The sequence below is a fragment of the Streptococcus oralis genome (assembly GCF_023611505.1).
GTDB lineage: Bacteria > Bacillota > Bacilli > Lactobacillales > Streptococcaceae > Streptococcus > Streptococcus oralis_CT.
Genome location: NZ_CP097843.1, coordinates 2,037,624 through 2,063,152 on the forward strand (window position 1 = coordinate 2,037,624; position 25,529 = coordinate 2,063,152).

Annotated in this window: 23 protein-coding genes and 3 tRNA genes; 7 read left to right on the plus strand and 19 right to left on the minus strand. The window is 35.9% G+C overall.

The genetic code is table 11. The features are described 5' to 3' along the window. Window positions 1–29: 29 nt before the first annotated feature. From mreD to yfmF, 9 genes are read right to left on the minus strand one after another with little or no spacing between them, the layout of a single operon-like run. Window positions 30–524 carry a rod shape-determining protein MreD gene (gene mreD / locus M9H69_RS10215; protein ID WP_001237923.1) on the minus strand — a complete coding sequence of 165 codons (495 nt, stop codon included), beginning with the start codon at window positions 522–524 and terminating at the stop codon, window positions 30–32. Window positions 525–526: 2 nt separating this feature from the next. Next, window positions 527–1,342: a rod shape-determining protein MreC gene (gene mreC, locus M9H69_RS10220; RefSeq protein WP_250315564.1), complete on the minus strand. Its 816-nt coding sequence runs from the start codon at window positions 1,340–1,342 to the stop codon at window positions 527–529. A 60-nt stretch (window positions 1,343–1,402) separates the two neighbouring features. Continuing rightward, the gene (locus tag M9H69_RS10225) at window positions 1,403–2,197 is read right to left on the minus strand and encodes an energy-coupling factor transporter transmembrane component T family protein (protein WP_045618149.1); all 795 of its coding nucleotides are present in this window, start codon (window positions 2,195–2,197) and stop codon (window positions 1,403–1,405) included. After that, window positions 2,190–3,029, minus strand: coding sequence for an energy-coupling factor transporter ATPase (locus tag M9H69_RS10230; RefSeq protein ID WP_250315565.1), 840 nt, complete (start codon window positions 3,027–3,029; stop codon window positions 2,190–2,192). Before M9H69_RS10230 ends, M9H69_RS10225 begins: the two co-directional genes overlap by 8 nt. Beyond that, entirely contained in the window at window positions 3,014–3,841 is an 828-nt protein-coding gene (locus M9H69_RS10235) for an energy-coupling factor ABC transporter ATP-binding protein (protein ID WP_250315566.1), read from the minus strand. The genes M9H69_RS10230 and M9H69_RS10235 overlap by 16 nt, the downstream gene beginning before the upstream one ends. Next, on the minus strand, window positions 3,838–4,383 hold the full coding sequence (pgsA, locus tag M9H69_RS10240) for a CDP-diacylglycerol--glycerol-3-phosphate 3-phosphatidyltransferase (protein ID WP_250315567.1): 546 nt from the start codon (window positions 4,381–4,383) through the stop codon (window positions 3,838–3,840). The genes M9H69_RS10235 and pgsA overlap by 4 nt, the downstream gene beginning before the upstream one ends. A 10-nt stretch (window positions 4,384–4,393) precedes the next feature. Continuing rightward, a complete protein-coding gene (gene rodZ, locus M9H69_RS10245; RefSeq protein WP_250315568.1) occupies window positions 4,394–5,215 on the minus strand; it encodes a cytoskeleton protein RodZ in 822 nt (273 codons plus the stop codon). A 35-nt stretch (window positions 5,216–5,250) separates the two neighbouring features. Then, window positions 5,251–6,534: an EF-P 5-aminopentanol modification-associated protein YfmH gene (gene yfmH, locus M9H69_RS10250; protein ID WP_250315569.1), complete on the minus strand. Its 1,284-nt coding sequence runs from the start codon at window positions 6,532–6,534 to the stop codon at window positions 5,251–5,253. Beyond that, window positions 6,531–7,781, minus strand: coding sequence for an EF-P 5-aminopentanol modification-associated protein YfmF (yfmF, locus tag M9H69_RS10255; RefSeq protein ID WP_250315570.1), 1,251 nt, complete (start codon window positions 7,779–7,781; stop codon window positions 6,531–6,533). Before yfmF ends, yfmH begins: the two co-directional genes overlap by 4 nt. Before the next feature lie 160 nt (window positions 7,782–7,941). Between yfmF and yaaA the strand changes: the two genes are divergently transcribed. Together yaaA and recF are read left to right on the plus strand one after the other, a co-directional pair. Beyond that, the gene (yaaA, locus tag M9H69_RS10260; protein WP_250315571.1) at window positions 7,942–8,310 is read left to right on the plus strand and encodes a S4 domain-containing protein YaaA; all 369 of its coding nucleotides are present in this window, start codon (window positions 7,942–7,944) and stop codon (window positions 8,308–8,310) included. 2 nt (window positions 8,311–8,312) lie between these two features. Next, window positions 8,313–9,410: a DNA replication/repair protein RecF gene (gene recF, locus M9H69_RS10265; RefSeq protein ID WP_250315572.1), complete on the plus strand. Its 1,098-nt coding sequence runs from the start codon at window positions 8,313–8,315 to the stop codon at window positions 9,408–9,410. Between the two features lie 53 nt (window positions 9,411–9,463). Here the strand turns inward: recF and guaB are convergent, their stop codons facing one another. Both guaB and trpS read right to left on the minus strand, forming a co-directional pair. After that, window positions 9,464–10,942 (minus strand): IMP dehydrogenase, encoded by a 1,479-nt coding sequence (gene guaB / locus M9H69_RS10270; protein WP_250315573.1) that lies wholly within the window; start codon window positions 10,940–10,942, stop codon window positions 9,464–9,466. Between the two features lie 161 nt (window positions 10,943–11,103). After that, window positions 11,104–12,129 carry a tryptophan--tRNA ligase gene (gene trpS / locus M9H69_RS10275; protein WP_000165468.1) on the minus strand — a complete coding sequence of 342 codons (1,026 nt, stop codon included), beginning with the start codon at window positions 12,127–12,129 and terminating at the stop codon, window positions 11,104–11,106. Window positions 12,130–12,324: 195 nt separating this feature from the next. Between trpS and M9H69_RS10280 the strand changes: the two genes are divergently transcribed. Together M9H69_RS10280 and M9H69_RS10285 are read left to right on the plus strand one after the other, a co-directional pair. Then, window positions 12,325–13,947 (plus strand): ATP-binding cassette domain-containing protein, encoded by a 1,623-nt coding sequence (locus tag M9H69_RS10280; protein ID WP_250315574.1) that lies wholly within the window; start codon window positions 12,325–12,327, stop codon window positions 13,945–13,947. 61 nt (window positions 13,948–14,008) lie between these two features. Further along, window positions 14,009–16,561 (plus strand): YfhO family protein, encoded by a 2,553-nt coding sequence (locus tag M9H69_RS10285; RefSeq protein ID WP_250315575.1) that lies wholly within the window; start codon window positions 14,009–14,011, stop codon window positions 16,559–16,561. Between the two features lie 21 nt (window positions 16,562–16,582). Here the strand turns inward: M9H69_RS10285 and M9H69_RS10290 are convergent, their stop codons facing one another. Beyond that, complete coding sequence (locus M9H69_RS10290) at window positions 16,583–19,237, minus strand: YhgE/Pip domain-containing protein (RefSeq protein WP_250315576.1); 2,655 nt, start codon at window positions 19,235–19,237, stop codon at window positions 16,583–16,585. Between the two features lie 127 nt (window positions 19,238–19,364). On the opposite strand from M9H69_RS10290, the gene M9H69_RS10295 reads away from it, so the two are divergent. Then, window positions 19,365–19,907 (plus strand): TetR/AcrR family transcriptional regulator, encoded by a 543-nt coding sequence (locus M9H69_RS10295; protein WP_000665086.1) that lies wholly within the window; start codon window positions 19,365–19,367, stop codon window positions 19,905–19,907. Between the two features lie 37 nt (window positions 19,908–19,944). Here M9H69_RS10295 and M9H69_RS10300 read toward each other — a convergent pair. The 7 genes from M9H69_RS10300 to rlmH all read right to left on the minus strand — a co-directional run bounded on the left by M9H69_RS10300 (window position 19,945) and on the right by rlmH (window position 23,122). Further along, window positions 19,945–20,018 (minus strand) — tRNA-Asn (locus M9H69_RS10300). Between the two features lie 5 nt (window positions 20,019–20,023). Further along, window positions 20,024–20,095, minus strand: a tRNA-Glu gene (locus M9H69_RS10305). Between the two features lie 51 nt (window positions 20,096–20,146). Beyond that, window positions 20,147–20,899 (minus strand): competence system response regulator transcription factor ComE, encoded by a 753-nt coding sequence (comE, locus tag M9H69_RS10310; protein ID WP_250315577.1) that lies wholly within the window; start codon window positions 20,897–20,899, stop codon window positions 20,147–20,149. Beyond that, complete coding sequence (gene comD / locus M9H69_RS10315; protein WP_250315578.1) at window positions 20,896–22,215, minus strand: competence system sensor histidine kinase ComD; 1,320 nt, start codon at window positions 22,213–22,215, stop codon at window positions 20,896–20,898. The genes comE and comD overlap by 4 nt, the downstream gene beginning before the upstream one ends. A gap of 20 nt (window positions 22,216–22,235) precedes the next feature. Continuing rightward, on the minus strand, window positions 22,236–22,361 hold the full coding sequence (comC, locus tag M9H69_RS10320; protein WP_195215739.1) for a competence-stimulating peptide ComC: 126 nt from the start codon (window positions 22,359–22,361) through the stop codon (window positions 22,236–22,238). Between the two features lie 164 nt (window positions 22,362–22,525). Next, a tRNA-Arg gene (locus tag M9H69_RS10325) sits at window positions 22,526–22,599 on the minus strand. 43 nt (window positions 22,600–22,642) lie between these two features. Beyond that, a complete protein-coding gene (gene rlmH, locus M9H69_RS10330) occupies window positions 22,643–23,122 on the minus strand; it encodes a 23S rRNA (pseudouridine(1915)-N(3))-methyltransferase RlmH (RefSeq protein ID WP_250315579.1) in 480 nt (159 codons plus the stop codon). A gap of 184 nt (window positions 23,123–23,306) precedes the next feature. On the opposite strand from rlmH, the gene M9H69_RS10335 reads away from it, so the two are divergent. Together M9H69_RS10335 and M9H69_RS10340 are read left to right on the plus strand one after the other, a co-directional pair. After that, window positions 23,307–24,497 (plus strand): S1C family serine protease, encoded by a 1,191-nt coding sequence (locus M9H69_RS10335; RefSeq protein ID WP_084911880.1) that lies wholly within the window; start codon window positions 23,307–23,309, stop codon window positions 24,495–24,497. Window positions 24,498–24,554: 57 nt separating this feature from the next. Next, window positions 24,555–25,313, plus strand: coding sequence for a ParB/RepB/Spo0J family partition protein (locus M9H69_RS10340; protein WP_250315580.1), 759 nt, complete (start codon window positions 24,555–24,557; stop codon window positions 25,311–25,313). Window positions 25,314–25,529 lie beyond the last annotated feature (216 nt).

Consider the following 25,529-nt stretch of genomic DNA (forward strand, 5'->3'; position numbering starts at 1 on the left):
TACGCCTTTGTTACATTTTTATTTCTTTCTTATAGATAATATTTTTCAAAAATATACTGGAAAATCACCATCCACAAAAAGTTTAAAATCATTGATGGGACAAGACTGTAGACAATGAAAACTGGCATTGATTCTACTGTCAGTCCCATAGCAAGGGCCAGGAGATAACTACCCATATCAAATAGGAAGCTCATCACAACTATTGTTAACATTCTCGTCCAACGGTTCAACAAAGTCACACTATTAAACTTGTGAAGTGAGGCACCTATCAAGATAAATAAAAGCGTCGCAATTCCTATCAAGTGGAAAAAATAGATATCGTACACCAAACCTGCTATACAGCAATAAGCTAGATAGAAGTATTCTGATACCTCAATTGTCTCAAACAAGAGAAATAAAAACAGGAAATGACTGGCTAAGTGAAAATGTGGATAAAAGGATTCTACTAATTGACCAATATGTGCATCAATTAGCACAAGAAAAGGAAGTAAAAAGAAAATACCAACTTGTTTTAACAGTCTCATTGCTAATTCCCCACTAACTCTACCACATGAAGATCTTTAGTATCAGCACTTAACTTTACTGTTACCTCTCGTGTTAGATAATCACTGCTATGAGTTGTAGCAACAACCTCTCCAACAGGAATATCCTTAACATTAAAGTTTCCAAGCCCCCCTGTAGTCACCCTATCTCCAGCACTAATGTCGCTGTTACTGTTTAATTGACTAATTTTAAGAAGTTCGGTTTCTTTGTCATAACCAACGATAATTCCATAAATTTCAGTAGAACCATGCAAGATTTTAACGGAAATTTTATCCGAATTTTCGGTATTTGTCAATAGGTTGACAGTCGTTGAATGATCCTCCACTTTTGAAACACTGCCAATCAAGCCCCCATTTGCAATGGCCAACATATTTTCAGAAGCACCCTTTGAACTTCCTACATCTATCGTTAACTCTTGCTTCCAAAATACCGGTGAACGCGTAATTACATCTGCTGCTATGTTTTTTGTAGCCTGCAATTTTGACTTCATATCCAGCAACTGACGTAGTTGTTCATTTTCATTTTTTAAACTTTCTGATTGATTAGATTCTACCTCTAGTTGATAGAGCTGTTTTTTTAGACTTTCGTTTTCATTGTAAGTCTGCGTCAAATGTCCCAAATCTGATTTGAAAGTATCAAACCACTGAAAAGGTTTTTGAACAATTCTATCTACTAAGGAAATCCCATCTCCTAGTTTCGTCACAATAGCGCTTGAATAGGTTGTCACTAATAGAACAGAAACTGCCAGAACTGTGACAAAAACGATGATTAGATATTTTGATTTTTTAAAACGGTTCATATTCCTACCTTTATACTAAAAATCTGCTACTGTGAACTTCTTATCAATCCTACAAACCTGCTAAGATTTTAAGAAAAATAAGAAACATCCCAGTACCAAAATCACAAGAATTGCCAGTGTATCCTTTTGACTCCATCTCAACTGTCTATACTGACTTCTACCCTTTCCTCCCTGATAGCCACGTGCTTCCATGGCTATTGCCAATGAATCTGCACGCTTTAAGCTCGTTGCAAAAAGAGGAATTAAAATTGGAATCATAGCCTTTACTTTTTGAACGATGCTTCCCTCGCCAAAGTCAACTCCACGAGCTTTTTGAGCATTCATAATTCTCGTCGTGTCATCCATCAAAGTTGGAACAAAACGCAAACTCATTGATAACATCAGACCAATTTCATGAACAGGAACTTTCACGCGTTTCAGCGGCGCTAAAAGAGATTCAACTGCAGCTGCCAGACTCAAAGGCATGGTCGTTAAGGTTAGCAAAGTTGAAAAGAAAATAATCAACACAAAACGACAGAAAATAATCCCAGCTTGCTGCAAAGCATAATCCGTTATTCTTATAAAAGAAAACTCAAATAGGACATTTCCACTTGAAATGAAAAAGAGCTGAAAAAGAGTCGTAAAAGCAATCAGGAAGAACATGGATTTTAATCCCTGAACGAAAAATGAGAGAGAAACGCCTGACAAAGCGATAAATATACCTGTCGCTACAAACAGAATGAGATTGGTGAGAGGATTATTGGCCCAAAATACAATCAAAATCAACAGGATCATAGCGAGCAATTTACTACGGGGATCCAAGCGATGAATGATGGAATCTCCTGGTATATAACGTCCTAAAATCATACTATCCATTTAGCGACTCCTTAAACTCCTCTATCTTGATTGGCAGTTTTTTAAAAGCTACACCCCTATCTGCCAAACGTTTACAAAAGGCTGTGATTTTAGGCACACCTAACTGTACTTTTTCCATAGAGGCTACATCTTGGAAAACTTCGCACGGTTTGCCACTTTTGACCAAACGCCCCTTTTCCATAACATAGACCTGATCAGCATATGCAGCTACATCATCCATCAAATGCGTTACCAAGACGATTGTCATTCCAGAAAGGTGGAGTTCTTTAAACAAGGTCATCAATTCTTTTCTGCCCAAAGGATCTAGCCCTGCTGTCGGCTCATCCAAAACCAAGACAGTTGGCTCCATGGCCAGCATACCTGCTATAGCCACACGTCTCATTTGGCCACCCGAAAGTTCAAAAGGACTGCGCTCAAAGAGTGACTCATCGATACCTACCAAGGCTAACTTTTCACGCGCAATTTTCTTGGCCTCTTCCTCAGAAACTCCAAAATTTTGCGGTCCAAATGCAACATCTTTCAAGACAGTCTCTTCAAAAATCTGATTTTCAGCAAATTGAAACACTAAACCAACTTGCTTTCGAATCTGACGAATTTCTTTATTGGTTGATGTAGGGGTAATGACGGTATCGAAAACTCGAACAGAACCCTTGCTTGGAAGCAATAGGCCATTTAAAAGCTGTAAGATAGTCGATTTCCCACTACCTGTATGTCCTATCAAAGCTGTATAGGAGCCATCCTCAATCATCAAAGAAACATCAGTCAAGGCTGATGAAGATAGGGGAGTCCCCTCTTGATAGGTAAAGCTCACATTTTCTAGAGTAATTCCCATAACTTGTCCTCTAGCTCTCCTTCTGTCAAATAGCCATCCGGCAACTGATAACCAGTCTCTCTCAAAGATTCTTTCAATTGATTAGTAAAGGGATCATCTAAGCCTATCTGGTCAAGATCAGCCCGAGAAAAAAGTTCTCTTGGGCTACTGGTTGACTCCACTTGGCCTTTTTTCATGACCAAGACACGGTCACTCATCGCAACTTCCTCTAAATCATGTGTAATGGAGACGACTGTCATCTGGTGATCTTTTCGAATCTCTTGAACTGTCTGAATCAGTTCTCTGCGTCCCTCAGGATCCAACATACTTGTAGCCTCGTCCAGAATTAAAATAGCAGGTCTCAAGGCAACAACTCCTGCAATAGCCACCCGTTGTTTTTGTCCACCAGATAAACGAGCTGGTTCTCTCTTCTTAAAGTCCAGCATACCTACCAACTCCAAAGATTCAGCCACTCTCTTCTTCATTTCTTCTCGAGGAAGTCCCTGATTTTCTAAGCCAAAGGCGACATCATCTTCAACAGTTGCCCCCACAAATTGATTATCTGGATTTTGAAAAACCATACCAATTTGACGACGCAAGTCCCAAACATTCTCAGAGGACAGCAATTGCCCATCTATCCAGATTTCCCCAGACTCTGCTTCGAGCAAGCCATCAATCAAACGGATAGTTGTTGACTTCCCACTCCCATTATGACCTACAATCGAAAGCCATTCTCCCCGTTTCACGTGAAACGAGACATTATTAACATCATAATGATCCTGATCTTCCTTGTAACGAAAAGACAGATCTTTTACTTCAATAATCGATTTCATTTCGAACCAAATGTCCCTTTGAATAGATGAGCGCTACCCTTGAAATAATCATAGCCAGAGTAGATAGTGAAAAACAAAGCGATATAAAGCAACAGCTGACCAATTAAATTCCAATGTAAGAGCAAAAAGATAATGGCAAACATCTGACTAAAGGTCTTGATTTTCCCTGGCATCGCTGCTGCTAGAACTGTCCCTCCCGTCTCAACAAGCAACAAACGCAAGCCTGTCACCGCAAGTTCACGACAGATGATAATAGCAACAACCCAAGCTGGAGCCATACCCAACTCAATCAACATGATAAAAGCTGACATAACCAATAGCTTATCGGCCATCGGATCAGCAAACTTTCCAAAATTGCTGACTACATTCCATTTACGAGCAAGGTAGCCATCAAGATAATCCGTTATACTAGCAACTGCAAAGATAATAGCTGCCAGCAGGTGGCTACCTTGTGAATGGTCCAAAGTCAAAATAAGAATAAAGAGAGGTATAAAGAGAATTCTACCAATTGTTAATACATTAGGGATTTGTTCTTTTTTCATTGGTTCTTCCTTAATCTGTAGTGAATGTAAGTGTTACAGTTCCAGTCTGAGTTGTCAGCTTCGAGGTATCGATTGTTTGATTGTCCACAGTCAAAGTAACTCCCTTTACCACACCCAAAGTAATAGTTACAGAATCTTTCGTTGAGACTGTTGCTTTTGCATTCTTATTGTCTGCGGATAGTGTCACACCACCTTCCAACTCACTTCCCGAAACACTAACCCAGCTAGTCGTATCTGAAACTGCCAGCTGAACAGTAGCTGTTTCCTTACTCGTTTTATAGAGAGCTTCAATGCGGTTTCCTTCGCCTGACACTGTAATAGTTGATTCCGTAGTAGAAGATGAACTAGACGTCTGACTACTAGAAGATGAACTAGTTGAGGTTGTGGAACTAGTTGAGCTCACAACACTATAATTTGCAGAAGAAGGACTTGGCTGAGTTTGGATGTAGTTCCAGACATAGTAAGTCACAAAAATTAAAATCGACAAAGCAAATAGAACGAAATAAAACAAGGGGAGATAAGACGTTTTTTTCTTATTTGATCGTCTGCGACCAGACAAGTCTTCTTCATCAACATCTACCTCTTCATAAGTAATCATACTACCCGAATCATAGGCATCCAAGACAATTCTCTCATCCAACTCTACTGCCCAGGCATATTTTCTTAAAAAAGAACGAGCGTAGAAGGTACTAGGAAGTTGATCAAAATCATCTGCCTCCATAGCTTCTAGAAAGTCCAACTGAATTTCAGTTTTTTCCTGTAATTCTTCCAGACTCAATCCCTGGTTAATTCTAGCTAAACGTAGAACCTCGCCAATTGTTTTTTTTCTCATACGTACCATTCCTTCTTTCTAGTATTAGTCATCTTTTAAGCTGGAAAGATGGTAAAATCAACTAGATCACCATCATCAATCAAACGATGTCCAGCTTCTAGAACATCCTCCAAAGTAATTTCCTGTAAAATTTTCGGAAAATCAAAAATTGTTTCTCCGAGATCCATAGGATCGTATTGGGTTGCGATAAATTCCAAGGAGTTCATGCTACTGAAAAATTCTCCAAACATCTCACTCTTAACAAGATCAAGATGCTCCTCAGTAATATCTGCATCACTACTAAACTGACGAATCGCTTTCCGAAACTGGTGCGACAAAGAAACAGGTTCCTTGGTATCCATCGTCAATATCACAAAATGAAAGCGACTATTTACCTCAACCTCTAGTGACAATGACGCATCTAACTTCCCTGTCTCGTATAATCTTTGAAAACGATCTGAGGTCCAGCCAAACATCATCGTAAATAGCAATTTCAATAAAATATTGTAACGATAAGACTCCTCTTCTGTTATTTGATCAGTTCCTCTAATAGCAACAGCAAGTTTTGGTAAAGAAACTTCCATCCGAAGGCTACCTGTTTGCTTTACAGGTTGCAAAGGTAGTTGCTCTTTTGAAACTGTAAACTGGTTTGAAACTCCCTTTTCCTTTTCTGAGAAGTATTCCTCAATGAGCTCCAAATCAATATTTCCAACTAAAAATAGAGACATGTTGACAGGTTTGTAAAACTCTGTAAAGTTCTCTTTTAAATTTGAAACTTGAATCTCAGAAATTGATTTTTCACTTCCAACAATATCTGTTGCTAAAGGAGTATCAGGATAAAGGTTGGCTAATGTTGCAAAAAACAAACGCGAGTCTGGATCATCTTGGTACATTTCTCGTTCTTGCTGGATAATATCCTGTTCCCTCAAAACAGACTCTTCTGTCAAATGAACATCTCCGACTAACTCATCTAGCAAATCTAAATTCTCTAATAGATGGTCAATTGTTGAAAAAAGATAGCTGGTTTTAGTAAAGCTTGTAAAGGCATTGCTTTCCGCACCTAATAGAGTAAAAGCAGCCATTATGTCCTCAGAGTTTTCTCTTTCAAACAATTTATGTTCAAGAAAATGTGCAATTCCTGCTGGATGATGACGTAAACCTTTGTCTAAACTTGTATAAGTTGCATCTACGGAACCAAATTGAACCGTTACAACCCCATAAACCTCATTAAAATCTTGTTTAGGGAGTAAAGAAACTGTCAATCCATTTGACAATTGTGTTTTGTAGACTGTTTCCTTTACAGCAGGATAGTATTTTTCTTCAAAAGTAACCTTTGTCATTCTACTCCTTCCATAAAGTAAATTGCTTGTAACTTCAAACTGTTGGCAGCTTTACATACCGCTTCTTTATCAACACTCTCTAATTTTGCCACCAATCGATCAATATCAAAGCTTGATTTTCCAAATAGAGCATTCAAATAGGCTCTTTCAACCAGGGTCTGTTGATTATCTTGAGCAATTAATAAAGATCTTCGAATCATCTCCTTGGTTTGTTCAAGTTCAAAATCTGTAAAGTTGCCCTTTTTCAGATCTAGCAATTGATGATTCATCATTTTTCTAGCCTGATTTCGATTTTCTCTATCAATACCCGCATACATCCTTAACAGACCACTAAACAAATCCAATTGACTAGAGACTGAATAGGCTATTCCAGCATTTTCACGAACGTTTGTAAAAAGTTTCGAATGTGCAAATTCACCCAACAAACCATTCATGACAAGCATGGGTAAATGCTCATCATCGCCATATTTTACAGGAGAATGATAGCCTAATTCCAAAATAGATTGCCCAACATTCCTCTGAACCATTCCCTCTCGTAGGACATTCGAATAAGATTGATAATATTGGATAGGGACACAATTCTCTCTAGCTGTAAGGGATAATGATTTCAGCGATTCTGTAATTTCTACTTCATTAAAATCACCTAAGAAAAAGAAATCAATTCGATCATTTTTCAGAGCATCTTGAAAGCAAGTGTAGCTGCTTTTTGGAGACTCATTTGAAATGCTATTTCGTAAATCACTGTATCTCAATTGAAGACGCTCATCATGGAAGAACAAGCTATCCAACTCCTTATGAGCAAAATAAAATGAATCATCCATATCAGTAGCTAAACTAGCCAACAACTGTCTTCTTTCAATTTCAAATAGGGCTGGCTCAAAAGCATCATCTTGAACTAAGGGAGCAAATAAAGTCTGTTTCACCAATTCCAAAATTCGAGAAGTCAAGACATTCTTTTTACTTAAAAAATCATCCCTCACATAGGTAAACGTTAAGTCAAGAATATGTGCCTGTCCCCTACGATAAGCACTTGTGGAAATATCTGTTCCATATAAACTTGCCAAGTATCTGCGAAATACTTGAGATGTTGGGTAAACTTGATTTGCCGTCTCCAACATACTCGCGCTCAACATGCGTCCTGCTATTGTCTCAAGAGATAAGGGAGCAGTAAAACGAATAGTGATTTTATTTGTTTTAAACTTTTTGGATTGAACAAAATGTTCTGAAATTCCAGGCACTAATTCCATACCTTACCTCCTTACATATAGAGTTCTATTATACCACGAAAATCAAAATTTTTCTTGTTCTCTTTATAGCTTTAAAGAGTAAAACCGTTTTCATTTTGGCTAACTTTCCTTCAGCTATTTCAAGGAAAATATGGTATAATACCAAAGATTGAGGTGAATTATGGAATACAAATTATTTGAAGAATTTATCACGCTCCAAGCCCTCCTAAAAGAGCTTGGAATTATACAAAGCGGCGGTGCTATCAAATCCTTTCTAATGGAGCATCACGTTTACTTTAATGGTGAATTAGAAAATAGACGGGGGAAAAAAATTCGTGTTGGAGATACGATTGACATTCCTGATTTAAAAATTGACATCACCTTGACACAACCAAGTTTAAAAGAGCAAGAAGAATATCAAGCAGATAAGATTGAGAAAGAGCGAATTGCTAAACTTGTCAAAGAGATGAATAAAGGTGTCAAGAAAGAAAAACAAAAAACTTCCTCATCGCCTAAAACCAAACAAGTTCCACGTTTTCCAGGAAGATAACCATGTGGCTCCAACATTTAACAATTAAAACTTTTCGAAACTACAAAGAGGCAAAAATTGATTTTAATCCAAAATTAAACGTCTTTCTAGGTCAAAATGCACAAGGAAAAACTAATATTCTAGAAGCAATCTATTTCTTGGCCTTGACACGTAGTCATCGGACTCGTACAGATAAAAATCTCATTCATTTTGATAACGAGCAACTCCGTCTTTCTGGCTTGCTACAGAAAAAAACAAGCTCTATTCCTCTAGAAATTGATTTAACGCCAAAAGGGCGTGTGACTAAAGTCAATCACTTAAAGCAAGCTCGCCTATCAGACTACATCGGACATATGAATGTTGTCCTCTTCGCACCTGAAGATCTCCAGTTAATTAAAGGAGCACCTTCTGTCCGTCGAAAGTTTATTGACATCGAACTGGGACAAATTAAACCAATCTACTTGTCAGACTTGTCAAACTATAACCATATACTCAAGCAAAGAAATACTTACCTAAAATCCAGCCAGAAGATTGATGAAACATTTCTGTCAGTATTAGATGATCAGTTAGTAGAGTATGGATGTCGCGTTATAAAGCATCGAATAAAATTTATTAAAGACTTAGAGAAATTTGGTCAAAAAAAACACTTAGAAATTTCAAATCAATCAGAAGAGTTGTCAATATCTTATCAATCAACTGTCAACTTCACTAATGAAGAAGTCTTAATGGATTCTTTTAAAATGGCTTTAGAGAAAAGTAGATCAAGAGATTTATTCAAAAAGAATACTGGTGTTGGCCCTCATCGAGATGACATTGCTTTCTATATTAATGGTATGGATGCTAGTTTTGGAAGTCAAGGGCAACATCGTAGTCTTGTGCTTTCTATCAAACTAGCAGAGATTGAACTAATGGAAAGCATTACTAACGAGTCTCCAATACTCTTGCTTGACGATGTTATGAGCGAACTTGACAACACACGACAACTAAAATTACTAGAAACCATTTCTCAATCTATCCAAACCTTTATTACAACAACAAGTTTAGACCACTTACAAAATTTGCCAGAAAACCTTAGTATTTTCAATATTCAAAACGGTAAAATTTCTGTAAATCAACCTTGACAACTTTGTAAATAAAAAAGAACTCCTGAAAATTAGGAGTTCTTTTTTACTTCTTACATAGAGTAGTTTGGTGCTTCATTAGTAATTTGAACATCATGAGGATGACTTTCTTTTAGACCAGCCCCAGACATTTCGATAAATTGAGCATTGTCATGCAATTCTTTAAGGTTAGCTGCACCACAGTAACCCATACCAGAGCGAATACCACCAATCATTTGGAAGACAATATCAGCTGCTGCACCTTTATAGGCAACACGGCCTTCAATTCCTTCTGGAACGAGTTTGTTTGCTTCATTGACCGCACCTTGGAAGTAACGGTCACTTGAACCTTTCTTCATTGCAGCGATTGATCCCATACCACGGTAAGTCTTAAACTTACGTCCTTGGAAAATTTCAGTTTCACCTGGTGCTTCATCTGTTCCAGCAAACATTGATCCAAGCATAACAGCATTTCCACCTGCAGCAAGGGCCTTTACAATATCTCCAGAATACTTGATTCCACCATCAGCGATGATTGTTTTGCCATATTCATGCGCAACTGCTGCTGCATCATAGATTGCTGTAACTTGTGGTACACCAACACCTGCAATCACACGAGTGGTACAGATAGAACCTGGTCCAATTCCAACTTTGACAACATCTACACCTGCTTCGTAAAGAGCACGCGCTCCTTCTGCAGTTGCAATATTACCTGCAATCAAAGTACGATCTGGGAAATGAGCACGAATTTCAGCAATTTTACGCAGAACTCCAGCAGAGTGACCATGTGCAGTATCAATAACAATTGCGTCAGCACCTGCTTCAAAAAGGGCTTCAGCACGTTCAAATGTATCTGAAGTGACACCCACCGCACCAGCAACTAGAAGACGACCAAACTCATCTTTAGCAGCATTTGGAAACTCAATAACTTTTTCAATATCTTTGATAGTAATCAAGCCAGAAAGACGGCCTTCCTCGTCAACCAAAGGAAGTTTTTCAATACGGTGTTCTTGAAGAATATGTTCAGCTGTTGCAAGATCTGTACCAACAGGAGCAGTGACAAGATTTTCACTGGTCATATGGTTCGAGATTGGTTGATTGTAATCTGAAATAAAGCGAAGATCTCGGTTTGTTAGAATACCAACCAATTTACGATTTTCAAGTGTTTCTACAACTGGAACACCACTGATACGGTAACGTCCCATCAGTTCGTCTGCCTCAGCAATGGTATGTTCTGGAGTCAAGAAGAATGGATCAATAATAACACCATTTTCAGAACGTTTTACCTTGCGAACTTCATCTGCCTGTTGCGCAATAGACATATTTTTATGGATTACTCCAAGACCACCTGCACGAGCAATGGCAATGGCCATTTGACTCTCTGTGACTGTATCCATGGCGGCTGTTATAATTGGGATATTTAAAGTCAGATTATCTGCCAATTTTGTTGTTAAATCTGCATCATTAGGCAACACATGACTTTCTGCTGGAATGAGCAATACATCATCAAAGGTAAAACCTTTTTTCAAAAATTTAGTGTCCCAATTAGACATTGAAGTTTCCTCTTTTCTTTCTTTTTGAGCTTGACTCTTTTTGTATTGTATCTATCATACCATTCTATGGAAATTTGTCAATTATATTTATAGCAGAAAATATAAAAAACTATCCCTGTTATTCTATGGAAGAGATAGTTTTACGATTCATATTTTATCTATTATTTAAAATAATTTAGTCCCATTGCTCCCTTAACTTCAGATAGAGTTTGCCCTGCAACCTCACGAGCTTTTTCACTACCTTTTTGAAGCATATTGTGCACTTCACCCATATCCTTAGCAAATTCGATACGGCGCTCACGAATAGGACCAAGTTCGCGTTCTAATATTTCAAGTAGATAACGTTTCGTCTTCACATCACCAAGACCACCACGTTGATAATGCTCTTTCATATCCGCAATTTCTTGAGCATCTTCTGGACGACCAAACACATCTAGATAATGGAAAACCATGTTTCCTTCAATCTTACCTGGATCCTCCACTCGAATATGATCCGGATCAGTATACATACTCATGACTTTTTTACGTAAAGTATCCGCATCATCTGCTAAATAAATACCATTATTAAGGGATTTAGACATTTTAGCATTTCCATCTAGACCAGGCAAGCGTCCTGCTCTCTCATTTTCTGGATATATCCCTTCTGGCTCCACTAAGACATCACAGTTATATGCATTATTAAAGGAACGAACAATCTCACGAGTTTGTTCAATCATTGGTTTCTGATCTGTCCCTACAGGAACATAATTAGCCTTGAAGGCAGTAATATCTGCTGCTTGCGCAATTGGATAAACCAAAAATCCTGTCGGAATACTTTCTCCAAACCCTTTCTGAGCAATCTCTGTTTTCACCGTAGGATTGCGCTCCAAGCGAGCTAGTGACACCAAATTCATATAGTACATAGATAGTTCAGCCAACTCTGGGATTTGGCTTTGAATAAAGATAGTTGATTTGCTTGGATCCAATCCAACTGCTAGATAATCCAAGGCAACATTCCCAATAGACTCTACAATTGTTTGAGGATCTTTGGCGTGATCTGTCAAGGCTTGTTGGTCCGCCAAAAAAACAAACATCTCATACTTGTCTTCTTCCTGCAGTAATACTCTATTTTTGAGACTTCCAACATAATGTCCAATATGCAATTTTCCTGTTGGACGATCTCCTGTTAAAATAATGGGTTTCGTCATTTTTTTCTCCTTCAAAATAGTCTCTTCAATTATAGCATTTTTTTGTTAAAATAACAGAAAATTATTTAAATCAAAGAGCCGATTCGCTGTAAATATAACTGTAAACTTAGTTGACATAAAATTGACAAAGAAAAATTTGAATATTTCTCTCTTTTCTAGTAGAATAAATGTATTACATATTATAGGAGAAAAACATTGCTTACAGTATCTGATGCTTCACTACGTTTTAGTGATCGCAAACTTTTTGATGATGTCAACATCAAATTTACAGAAGGAAATACATACGGATTAATTGGTGCTAATGGTGCTGGGAAGTCTACATTCTTAAAAATCTTGGCTGGTGATATTGAGCCAACAACTGGTCACATCTCTCTTGGTCCAGATGAACGTCTCTCTGTTCTTCGTCAAAATCACTTTGACTATGAAGATGAACGTGCAATTGATGTCGTTATCATGGGAAATGAAAAACTTTATAGCATCATGAAGGAAAAAGATGCTATCTACATGAAGGAAGATTTCTCTGATGAGGATGGTGTGCGTGCCGCCGAACTCGAAGGTGAATTTGCCGAACTTGGAGGTTGGGAGGCAGAGAGTGAAGCGTCTCAACTACTTCAAAATCTTAATATTCCAGAAGAATTGCACTATCAAAACATGAGCGAATTGGCCAATGGTGAAAAAGTGAAGGTTCTCCTTGCCAAAGCACTTTTTGGCAAACCAGATGTTCTTCTCTTGGACGAGCCAACCAACGGTTTGGATATCCAGTCTATTACTTGGCTAGAAGACTTCTTGATTGACTTTGACAACACTGTTATCGTGGTATCTCATGACCGCCACTTCTTAAACAAAGTATGTACCCACATGGCCGACCTTGACTTTGGAAAAATCAAACTCTATGTCGGAAACTACGACTTCTGGAAAGAATCTTCTGAGCTCGCTGCTAAATTGCTAGCAGACCGTAATGCCAAGGCAGAAGAGAAAATTAAGCAATTGCAAGAATTCGTTGCTCGCTTCTCTGCCAACGCTTCTAAGTCAAGACAGGCAACGTCTCGTAAAAAAATGCTTGACAAGATTGAATTAGAAGAGATTGTGCCATCTAGTCGTAAATATCCATTTATCAACTTTAAAGCAGAACGTGAGATTGGTAATGATCTCTTGACAGTAGAAAATCTAACTGTAAAGATTGATGGTGAAACTATCCTGGACAATATTAGTTTCATCTTGCGTCCAGGTGATAAGACAGCTCTTATTGGACAAAATGACATTCAAACGACTGCATTAATTCGTGCAATTATGGGTGACATCGACTACGAAGGAACGGTTAAGTGGGGAGTTACTACTAGCCGTTCTTACTTGCCAAAAGACAACTCAGCTGATTTTGCAGGAGGAGAGTCAATCCTTGACTGGTTGCGTCAATTTGCAAGTAAAGAAGAAGATGACAATACCTTCCTACGTGGTTTCCTTGGTCGTATGCTCTTCTCTGGAGACGAGGTTAACAAACCTGTAAACGTCTTGTCAGGGGGAGAAAAAGTACGTGTCATGCTTTCAAAACTCATGCTCTTGAAATCAAATGTCCTTGTACTTGATGATCCAACAAACCACTTGGACTTGGAATCTATCTCAAGCTTGAACGATGGATTGAAAAACTTTAAAGAATCAATCATCTTTGCTAGTCATGATCACGAGTTCATTCAAACTTTAGCAAACCATATTATTGTTTTGTCTAAGAATGGCGTCATTGATCGTATTGATGAAACCTATGATGAATTCCTAGAAAATGCAGAAGTACAAGCAAAAGTTAAAGAACTTTGGGAAGACTAAATAAGACTTCAAAACTCAGTTGGGGTAACCAACTGAGTTTTCTATCATTCTACGAGGTAACATGAAATCATTTTTTAAAACATATTGGACCTATTTTGTTTCTTTCATCATTCCTTTAGTAATTATGACTGGAGTATACCTAACTCAAGGTATCTACTGGAATAGCGATGTATCTCCACTATTAGGAGACGGTTTCCATCAATACGTTATTTTTGATGTAGCTTTACGAAATATTCTACATGGAAATGGCAGTTTATTTTACACCTTTACAAGTGGCCTCGGACTGAATTTCTATGCTCTATCTAGTTATTACTTAGGTAGTTTTCTTTCACCCCTGGTTTACTTTTTTAATCTGTCAAATATGCCAGATGCTGTCTATCTGACCACTCTCTTAAAATTTGGGTTGATTGGTCTGTCAACCTTCTTTAGTTTGAATAGATTATTTAAAGATATCCCAAAATTTTTAAAACTTACCTTATCTACTTCCTATGCTTTAATGAGCTTCACTGTCAGTCAGTTAGAGATTAAAACTTGGCTAGATGTTTTTATCTTGATTCCTTTAATTATAACTGGTTTACACCTACTTATAACACAAAAGAAGCGCCTACTATACTTTACAAGTCTGTCAATCTTGTTTATCCAAAATTATTATTTTGGATATATGACAGCATTGTTTCTTATTTTCTGGTATCTCTGCCAAATTTCTTGGGACTTTAAAACTAGAAAATCATCTTTTCTTGATTTTGTTGTTACCTCCTTTTTAGCAGGAATGGCTAGTTTGATTATGACTCTTCCTACATTGTTTGATTTACAAACTCATGGGGAGAAGTTAACTGCAATCACAAAAATAAAGACAGATAGTAGTTGGTATCTGGATATTTTCGCAAAACAATTCATTGGATCTTTTGATACAACTAAGTATGGATCTATACCAATGATTTTTGTTGGATTGCTTCCTTTTATTTTGACCATTCTATTTTTCACAATAAAATCCATTAAGTTTCACGTGAAACTTACCTATGCAATTTTCTTTACTTTTTTAATAACAAGCTTTTACATAGAAGCCCTCGATTTATTTTGGCAAGGGATGCATACCCCAAATATGTTTTTGCATCGCTATGCTTGGATTTTTTCCACTCTGTTAATTTATACTGCAGCAGAAGTCTTAAATCGTCTGAAAGAACTGAAGCTATGGAATCTATTTGTCTCACTTTTTCTGGTACTAACAGGATTTTTGGCTACTGTCTATTTTAAATCACACTATTCTTTTTTAACTGATTTGAATATCCTACTCACTCTTGAATTTCTTCTAGTTTATGCTCTTTTACTTCTTGCAGTCATTAGAAAATTTATCTCTGTAAATCTATTTGCAATTCTTTTGTCTTTATTTATAATAGCTGAGATAAGCTTAAATGCTTCATCTCAAATGGAAGGAATAGCTAAAGAATGGGCCTTTGCTTCTCGTAGCGCCTATAATAAAGATATCACTGCTATGGAATCCATTATAAATCAAATTGACAATCCGTTTACACGTACTGAGAAACTGCAAATTCAGACAGGCAATGATAGTATGAAATTTAACTACAATGGAATCTCTCAATTCTCGTCTGTACGAAATCGTTCAGCTAGCAATAGTTTGGACAAACTTGGATTCAAATCCTCTGGAACAAACCTCAATCTCCGTTATGCCAATAATAGTCTTTTAGCAGACAGTTTATTTGGAATCCAGTACAATATTTCTGAAACTTCACTTGATAAGTATGGTTTTCAAGAGATTTATCAAAAGGATCATTTAACCTTATATAAAAATCAACTCTCTTTACCCATTGCCTTTGCCACACAATCTATTTACACTGATGTAAACTTTAACAATCACACTCTAGATAATCAAGCTTTATTTATAAACCAGCTTGCTAATCTCAACTTAGATTACTTTTCCCAAATAGCATATGATAAAACAGATACTTCAGATGGTTTAACGAGCATCACAGGTTCTGCGAATGAAGATGCAAAGATTGATTATCAAATTGAGGTTCCTCAAAATAGCCAAGTCTATCTCTCTTTTTCAAATCTTCATTTTACAAACGATAAACAAAAGAAAGTTGACATCCTTGTCAATGGTGAAAAAAAGACTTTTACAACTGACAATACCTTTAACTTCTTTAATTTGGGGTATACTGAAGAACAAAAAACTTTCAATATCAGTGTTAGCTTCCCTGGAAATTCTCAGGTATCATTTGAATCTCCAGCCTTCTATCGTTTAGATACTCAGGCCCTAACTGAGGCAATCCAAAAAATTGAAGAACAACCTGTAGAAGTATCCACCTCTAAAAATAAAGTCTTTGCTACATATGAAGTAAAACAAGATACCTCTATTTTCTTCACTATTCCTTATGACAAAGGTTGGTCTGCATACCAAGATGGAAAAAAACTTGAAATTAAGCAGGCTCAAACTGGTTTTATGAAGGTTGATGTTCCAAAGGGAAAAGGTACCATTACACTTTCCTTTATCCCTAATGGTTTTGTTATTGGAGCAGCCTGCTCACTAACTGCCCTTCTTCTTTTTGGGATCTATAATCACAGACAAAATTTATCTAAGACAGAAAAAGATTGACCAATTCCTTGGCCAATCTTTTTAATCTTCTTCCATTTTCTTAGGTTGATAAGCTAGCATACCTAAAGCAGTAAAGAAAGCTAGTGTTATAATAAGGAAAATCACTTGGTGATGAATATTTCCTGTCATAGAGATTGTTTGTCGTAAACCTGATACAGAGTAACTCATTGGTAACCAAGGATTGACACCCTTAAAGAAATCATTTGTCAAAGCAAGTGGATAGGTCCCTGCACTTGATGCTAACTGTAATAAAAGTAAAATAAGAGAGAAGAAAGCTCCTATACGGCTATTCCAAGTTGTTAAAGCTGTAACCATAGACATGAAAGCTAAACTTGTAATTATAATTAGAATCAAGGTCCTCATCTCATGGTTCGCAGTCAATCCAATAAGATGGACACCTCCATAAACTAGAACACCTGCTAAGACAGCTATAATCCCATTTATTTCAGAGCGAGACTTCAACCAAGCCCAGCGGCTCTCTGGATGACGTCCAGAAGGCAACTTAGCAAAAATCATATTAGTAGATATAGCAGCAACAAAAAGAGCAACTGATATCATATAAGGAGCCATGGCAATCCCATTTACAGGAACTTGGTCATTATCTGTTTTTGAGAGAACTAGAGGATTAGATAATGTTTCTGCATTTTCAGATTCTGTTGATGCTGATTTGAGCTGATTATTAGCATTTCCTAATCCTTGTCCTAATGAACCAACTCCTGTCTGTAAATCTTCAAGACCAGAGGTTAAGCTTGTTCCACCATCTGCTAGTTTTCCAGCACCATCTGCAATCTTCATAGCGCCACTTCCTAGTTGAGATGCCGCAGAAAGTAACTGTGTTGATTTATCTGTTAATTGACCAGAGCCAAATTGTAATTTAGTGAGACCTACTATTAGCTCTGGGCTCTTATTATTCAATTGAGCAGAACCAGATGAGAGTTTTTCGATACCTGTTACTAATTCTGGAGCTTTTCCAGCTAACGCATCTACTCCAGCTGTCAAGGTTGATGTATTTTCTGTCAACTTACTGGATCCAGAAACTAATTGATCTAGACTAGTTGTTAAATTTTCATTCTTTTCACTTAGTTTATTAGCACCTATAGAAATAGTATCTAGTCCCTTAGTGTAGTTTACAACTCCTTTTTCAATTGACTGACTTCCAGGAACTAACTGATTGTCTACAGTAGTTTGTAATTTTGTAAATCCATTTGACAATGTTGTCAAGGAGCTAGATGCTACAGGTAAGAGTTGATTTGCTTTCGTCTGTACATCAGATAGATTGGTTACTTGTTGTTCTGAATTCTCTATACTTTCTTTCAATCCTCCTACTGTCGTTAAAATTGTTTTTGCTGACTCAATAGTAGAATTAGAATTTTTAGAAATAGCTTCTATCAGTTCTTTCTTTTGTTCCTCTGTGAGAGATTGATAAGTAGCTGTTGATTGAAGGTTAGCAATAGTTTTCTCTTGTTCTGTCTGACTTTTGGTCACAATATCCTGAGCAAGAGTTGTTAGATTTTGCAAAGCTTCTGACAATGTACCTTTCAGTTGAGTATTATCTGACATTGTAAGAGCTTGTAGTGTTTTATTTAGTTCTCCTAGACTAGTTGCTAATTGAGTTATTTGTTCATTCTGTTGAGATGAGGAATTCAGTTGATTTGAAATTTCTTTAATACCAGTATTTAATTGCTCCATTCCATCTCTTAGTGCATCTGATTGATTTGATAATTGATTTGTTCCATTAGAAAGTTTTTCTACACTACTTGTATAAGCATTTACACCAACTGAAAATTGATTGAGACCTATATCCAATTGTGAAACCCCACCTGTATAGGACTTTATACCTGTATTCAACTGATTTACACCTGCCACCAATTCAGGAGTTCTTGAGGTCAATTGACCAAGTCCAGTGTCAACCTGTGAAACTGCATTTGTATAACTTTGTAAACCACTATTAAAAGTTCCTAAACCAAGATGTAATTGCTCTATAGCAGATACATAGGCAGACAATCCCTTTGTAAATTGATTAGCTCCATTTGAAAAAGTTACACTTGAGTTAGCTAGAGTATTGAGATTTGTCGTCAATGTTTGACTTCCTTTTGCTAACTGATTAGTTCCATTAGCCAGTTGCTCACTTCCATCAGCTGCTTTATTTATCCCAGACTTCAAGTCACTCATTTTTTGAAATAGTGCCTTGGTGTATGTTTCAGTTACATTCGTAGAGACGGTTTGTTTTAATTGTGTCATTGCAGAATCACTCATCTTACTTGCAATAAAGCTACGGCCACTTGAAGTTTGATAATCAATTTGCATCTGTTCAGGGTGATTTGTTAGGATCGAAGTAGCTTTTTCAGATAAATCACTTGGTAAAGTCACTACCATATAGTATTCGCCATCATCTAGCCCCTTTTTCCCCTCTTCTTCATTGACAAAATGAAAATCTAAAGTCTTATTTTCTTTTAAATTAGACACCATGTCTTTTCCTATAGCCATCGTATTTCCATTATAAGAAGCTTCCTTGTCATTATTAACAACTGCTACAGGTAACTCCGATACTTGACCATATGGATCCCACATTGACGATAAAAATATGATATTGTATAAAGCTGGAATGAGAGAAATTCCTATCATTACAATAATGAATGTCGGTTTTTTAAAAATTGCTTTCCATTCTTTAAACATATTTCCTCCTTTTTTAAACATATTGTCTAAATTTTTGATATAATAGATTATACATTAAAAAATCTAAATTACAAGATAAAAAAATATTTTTTAGACATATAGTCTAAATTGTTCATAAGGAGAAAATATGAAAGAAAGTAACAAACGATTAAAAACAAAGAGAAATATTGAAAATGCCATGGTTCAATTATTGATGGATCAGCCCTTCGATCAAATTACTACAATTAAATTAGCAGAAAAAGCTGGAATTAGTCGTTCTAGCTTCTATACCCATTACAAGGATAAGTATGATATGATTGAACATTATCAAAGTAAGTTATTTCATACATTTGAATATATCTTCCAAAAACATGCTCATCATAAAAAAGATGCTATTTTAGAAGTATTTGACTATTTAGAGTCTGAACCATTATTAGCTGCTCTTTTATCTGAAAATGGTACCAAAGAAATCCAAAATTTCTTAAGAAATAAGCTTCATATCATGCTGAGCACGGACCTTCAGAAGCGCTTTATGCAACTACAACTAAATTCAATTGAATTAGAATATAGTAGCATTTATCTAACAAATGCTCTATTTGGAGTTTGTCAAACTTGGATTGCTCATGGAAAAAAAGAAAGTCCGCAAGAAATGACAGACTTCCTTATGAAAATGCTAGGTGATGTCAACTAAAAGAAAAAGAACACCAGATGGTGTTCTTTTTATCTAACTCCGCCAGTAGGACTCGAACCTACGACATCATGATTAACAGTCATGCGCTACTACCAACTGAGCTATGGCGGATAAAATAGTCCGTACGGGATTCGAACCCGTGTTACCGCCGTGAAAAGGCGGTGTCTTAACCCCTTGACCAACGGACCATCTATCTGTAGCAGATATAACCATTATATCAATTTCTTACTTATTGTCAATCACTTTTTAGATTTTTTCTCTAGAATATCTTTTAGTTTGCGAACTTTCAAACGGGTAATGGGGCAACGATGATCTTCATAAAAGACAACTTCTAAGTTCTTTCGATCAATTTCTCTCACATTTCCCACATTGACAAGGAAAGATTTATGGGAGCAATAAAATCGCTGGGTATGTTTGTCCTTTTCCTGAATATCTGTCATAGTTCCATAGAATTCTTTTGCAAAACTCTTACCAATAATCCGAAGTTTATGAGAAACTCCTGTGGTTTCGATATACAAAATGTCATGGTAAGGAATTTTCAAATCATTTCCTTTATAGTTGTAATCAAAATAGTCTACAACATCTTCGTTTTCAAGCAGCATGCTCTTAGTGTAAAAAATACTCTGCTCGATGCGTTTTTTGAACAATTCATCATTGATATCTTTATCAACAAAATCTAGGGCTGATACCTGGTATTTGTACGTTAAGGTAGCAAATTCAGATCGACTAGTAATAAAGACAATAATAGCATAAGGATTGTGATGACGGATAAATTGAGCCACTTCAAAGCCTTTTTTCTCGATTCCATGAATATCAATATCTAGGAAATAAAGCTGGTTTACTTCATCATTTTCGATATATTCCTTAAACTCACGAACTTTTCCTGTTGTCTTATATGAAATAGGAATATTCGATTCCTCAGAGATTTCATTCAATATTCTCTCTAGTCTCACTTGATGCTCAATAACATCTTCTAAAATTAATACTTTCATTCAAATTCTCTCTTAAATCTAATAATTTGTCTAAATGTGTTGTCTTCCATTTCTGTTTCTAAAATAATGTTGTCATACTTATCTAAGATCTCTTTGACATTATTAAGTCCTAGACCTCTGTTTCTTCCTTTGGTAGAGAAACCTAAGGCAAATAAGTCTTCTGAAGGCGTCATAGTGATTTTGCATGAATTCTGGATAACTATAACTGTTTCAAAATCCATTTTAATGACTGCAACTTCCATTAGTTTCAAGTAACTATCTGCAGCACCTTCAACAGCATTGTTTAATAAAATGCTCATGATACGAACAAGATCAAGTAAATCTATTGACAGTCTAGTAATGATATCCTTTACTTCCAATGTAAACTCTACATCATTATTTCGTGCATATACGATTGATTGAGCAATCAAACTTCGTAAGGCAGAATCTGCTATATTGTTTAAATCAAAGTAAGTATATTTTTCTGACCTCAATTTCTGATTTGCTTTTACTAGGACTTCATTGTAAACCCTGTTAATTTCTTGTAAATCTCCACTGTCAATCGCCATTTGCATGCTGACAAGCATCCCTGCATAGTCATGACGAAAACCTCGAATTTCATTATACAACTCCACAATTTCATCAGTATAAGTCTGTAAATATTTTTGTTCAAATTTTTTCTGCTTCAAAGCAATCTCTTTTTCAACTTGAACCTTATGAGAATTCATTGCAAAGAAAATCAATAACAAGCAAATAAAAACAATGGTTGATAAAATACTTCCGAAGCTATTTAAATGATGAGTTGTACTTACTATATCTGAAATAAACAATAAGATATGCAAACCAAAGAAAGCAACTATTACTTTTTTTAAAAAAGGGTACAGATAATCTTTATCAAAATATTTAATATCCAGATGAAAATAACGAATTATTATTAGAATAGAAAAATAAGTCATCAACAATACTACTAAAAGAAATGTACTTTTATAATGCAATACTACTTCATCTCCTGTTATAGAAGATAAGGTTACGGATATAAAAGTATGAGTACTGTGATATAATAAAGACAGTAGTAAACTGATAAAAATAGCTTTGTATTTTTCAGACTTCTTTAACTTTCTTAAATAAAGGTACACAACCAAAGGAAATAAAAATTTAGACAAAGCAAAACTATTAGAAAATACTAGTGTAATAATTTCTTCAAGTATAAAAACTGAGATACATGTGTAACAGAAAAAAACAATTTGTTCTTTTCTATTTATTTTACAAATCCATTCATAACTTTTGCTAATGATGAGAAAATAAAAAATAGCTATCCCTAATCCAAATAAATCCATTACTCTCTACCTTTATTTCATTACTTTCTTCTTGGAAAAATAAGATTACGAATTGTTTCTGAAATTCTCCAATCTCCACCCCGAATCTTCTGCAATTCTGCCTCTGTTACTTCTTTAAATTGTTCCAACTTTACTGTATTTTTCATAATGAAATCTCCTGTATTATTTTTTCTTGTAAGTTAACTTACAAACCTATTATACAAAATGAAGATCATGTAAGAAAAAATTCTTCCCAACTGTACATTTTTGCACCTGAAACGCACTTTTTTAAGAAAAAAGCTGGGATGAATCCCAGCTTCGCATCTAACATTGATCCCAGCAGGATTCGAACCTGCGACCGTTCGCTTAGAAGGCGAATGCTCTATCCAGCTGAGCTATGGGACCTAACATGACCATTCTATCAAAAAACAGGAGGTAAGTCAATCTTCTATTTGTGGTAAGGAGAACCCTGTTGAATTGTAAAAGCACGGTAAATTTGTTCAACAAGAACCAATCTCATTAACTGATGTGGTAATGTCAGACGTCCAAAACTGACAGAAAGATTGGCCCTATTTTTTACAATAGGAGCTAGACCTAAACTTCCTCCAATAATAAAAGTAAGAGTTGAGTAACCTTTGATAGAAGCCTGCTCTAGTTGCTTACTAAAATCTTCTGAGGAGAATGTTTTTCCTTCAATTGCTAGTACAACGACAAAGTCTCTTTCTCTAACCTTAGAAAGAATTCTTGCGCCTTCTGTTTCCAAGATTTTTTGATTTTCTAATTCACTGGCTTTGTCAGGTGTCTTCTCATCAGCAAGCTCAATCATTTCTAATTTGGCAAAACGTGAAATTCGTTTGGTATACTCGGCAATACCATCTTTAAGATATTTTTCTTTCAGTTTTCCTACTGTTACAATTTTTATTTTCATTCTTCTATTCTACCATATCCACACTTCATTTCACATCTTATACACATAAAAATCATTCTAAATTTCTAGAAAATTCACAGAATAAAGCGAGTTATCCACAACTTGTGTAAAACTTTAAGCTTTTAAGTTTGGATTAAGTTAATAGGTTTATAATCTTGACAAACAATAACAAACGGAGGCGTTTATGAAACACTTACAAAAATTTTACAAAAAAGGAGTTACTTTTCTTGTAATTATTCTAATAGGATTTTTGAGTGGTGCACTAGGAAGTTTTGTAACATTGCAACTTTATCAAAAACAAGGAAATCAAGCTACAAATAATAATTCTGGCACTGTAACTCAAACATCATACAAGAATGAAAACTCAACTACTCAAGCAGTGAATAAAATTAAGGATGCTGTTGTATCAGTCATTACTTATTCTGCTAATAAACAAAGTAGTGTATTTGGAACGGAAGAATCAAATTCTGATACGGATAATCAACAGATTGCAAGTGAAGGATCAGGTGTCATCTATAAAAAGAACGAAAATGATGCTTATATTGTAACAAATACTCACGTTATTAACGGAGCTTCAAAAGTCGATATCCGTTTAGCTGATGGTACAAAAGTCCCTGGTGAAATTATTGGATCGGATACCTTCTCTGATATTGCTGTCGTAAAAATTTCTTCAGAAAAAGTTACAACAGTAGCAGAATTTGGTGATTCAAGCCAGCTTAATGTTGGAGAAACAGCGATTGCTATTGGTAGTCCTTTAGGTTCAGAATATGCTAATACAGTTACACAGGGAATCATCTCAAGTCTTAATCGAAATGTTTCTCTAAAATCTGAAGATGGTCAAGCTATTTCAACAAAAGCCATTCAAACAGATACGGCCATTAACCCTGGTAACTCTGGTGGTCCGCTTGTAAATATTCAAGGACAAGTAATTGGTATTACATCAAGTAAGATTGCAAGTAATGGTGGAACATCTGTAGAAGGTCTTGGTTTTGCAATTCCTTCAAACGATGTACAAAATATTATTAAACAGCTTGAAAGTGATGGTAAAGTGACTCGTCCTGCTCTTGGAATCCAAATGGTCAATCTGTCTAACGTTGGAGCTAATGATCTTAGAAAACTAAATATTCCAAGTGGCCTCACTTCAGGTGTAGTTGTTCGATCTGTTCAAAGTAATATGCCTGCAAATGGACATCTTCAAAAATACGATGTCATTACTAAAGTTGACGAAAAAGAGATTACTTCATCAACAGACTTACAACATGCTCTTTACAACCATGCTATTGGAGACACTATAAAAATAACCTATTACCGTAATGGTAAGGAGGAAACAACCTCTATAAAACTAGATAAGAATTCTGGTGATTTGGAACATTAATTGACATCAGTGTAAAGAAAACTTTACAGAAAGTAAAAGATATGTTAGTGTAGAATCATGGAAAAATTTGAAATGATTTCTATCTCTGAAATACAAAAAAATCCTTACCAACCTCGGAAAGAATTTGATGTAGAAAAATTAAAAGAATTAGCTCAGTCAATCAAAGAAAATGGGCTCATCCAACCAATCATCGTTCGTCAATCTCCTGTAATTGGTTATGAAATCCTTGCAGGAGAGAGACGATATCGAGCTTCTCTCTTGGCTGGTCTGACCTCTATTCCAGCCGTTGTGAAACACCTCTCAGATCAAGAAATGATGGTTCAATCAATCATTGAAAATTTGCAGAGAGAAAACTTAAATCCTGTTGAAGAAGCACGCGCCTATGACTCTCTAGTAGAAAAAGGATTTACTCACACTGAGATAGCCGATAAAATGGGGAAATCTCGACCTTATATCACTAATTTTATTCGTTTGCTTTCATTACCAGAATATATCTTAGATGAAGTAGAAAATGGAAAAATTTCTCAAGCTCATGCCCGTTCACTAGTTGGTTTGGACAAAGAGCAACAAGACTATTTCTTCCAACTAATCAAAAATGAAGACATCTCTGTGAGAAAGTTAGAAGCGCTTCTTACAGAGAAAAAACACAAGAAGCAAAAAAAAAGTGATTCTTTCATCAAAGACGAAGAAGATAAATTAAAAAAACTACTCGGTTTAAGTGTAGAAATTAAACTTTCAAAAAAAGATACTGGAAAGATTATTATCTCCTTTTCAAGTCAAGAAGAATACGATAGAATTATTAACAGCCTGAAATAAGGCTGTTCTTTTATTTTCTCAACCCACAAATTTATCCACCAATTTTTTTATCAAAAAGCCTACTAAATCAAGGATTTTTCTATTTATCCCCAACCTGTGGATAAATACTGCTAACATTGTGGATTCTTTTCCCCAATCTGTGGAAAAATCCTACTATCTATGGTAAAATAAGTCTAGCACTAAACTACTAAAATCAGAGTAAAGGAGGAAAAATAG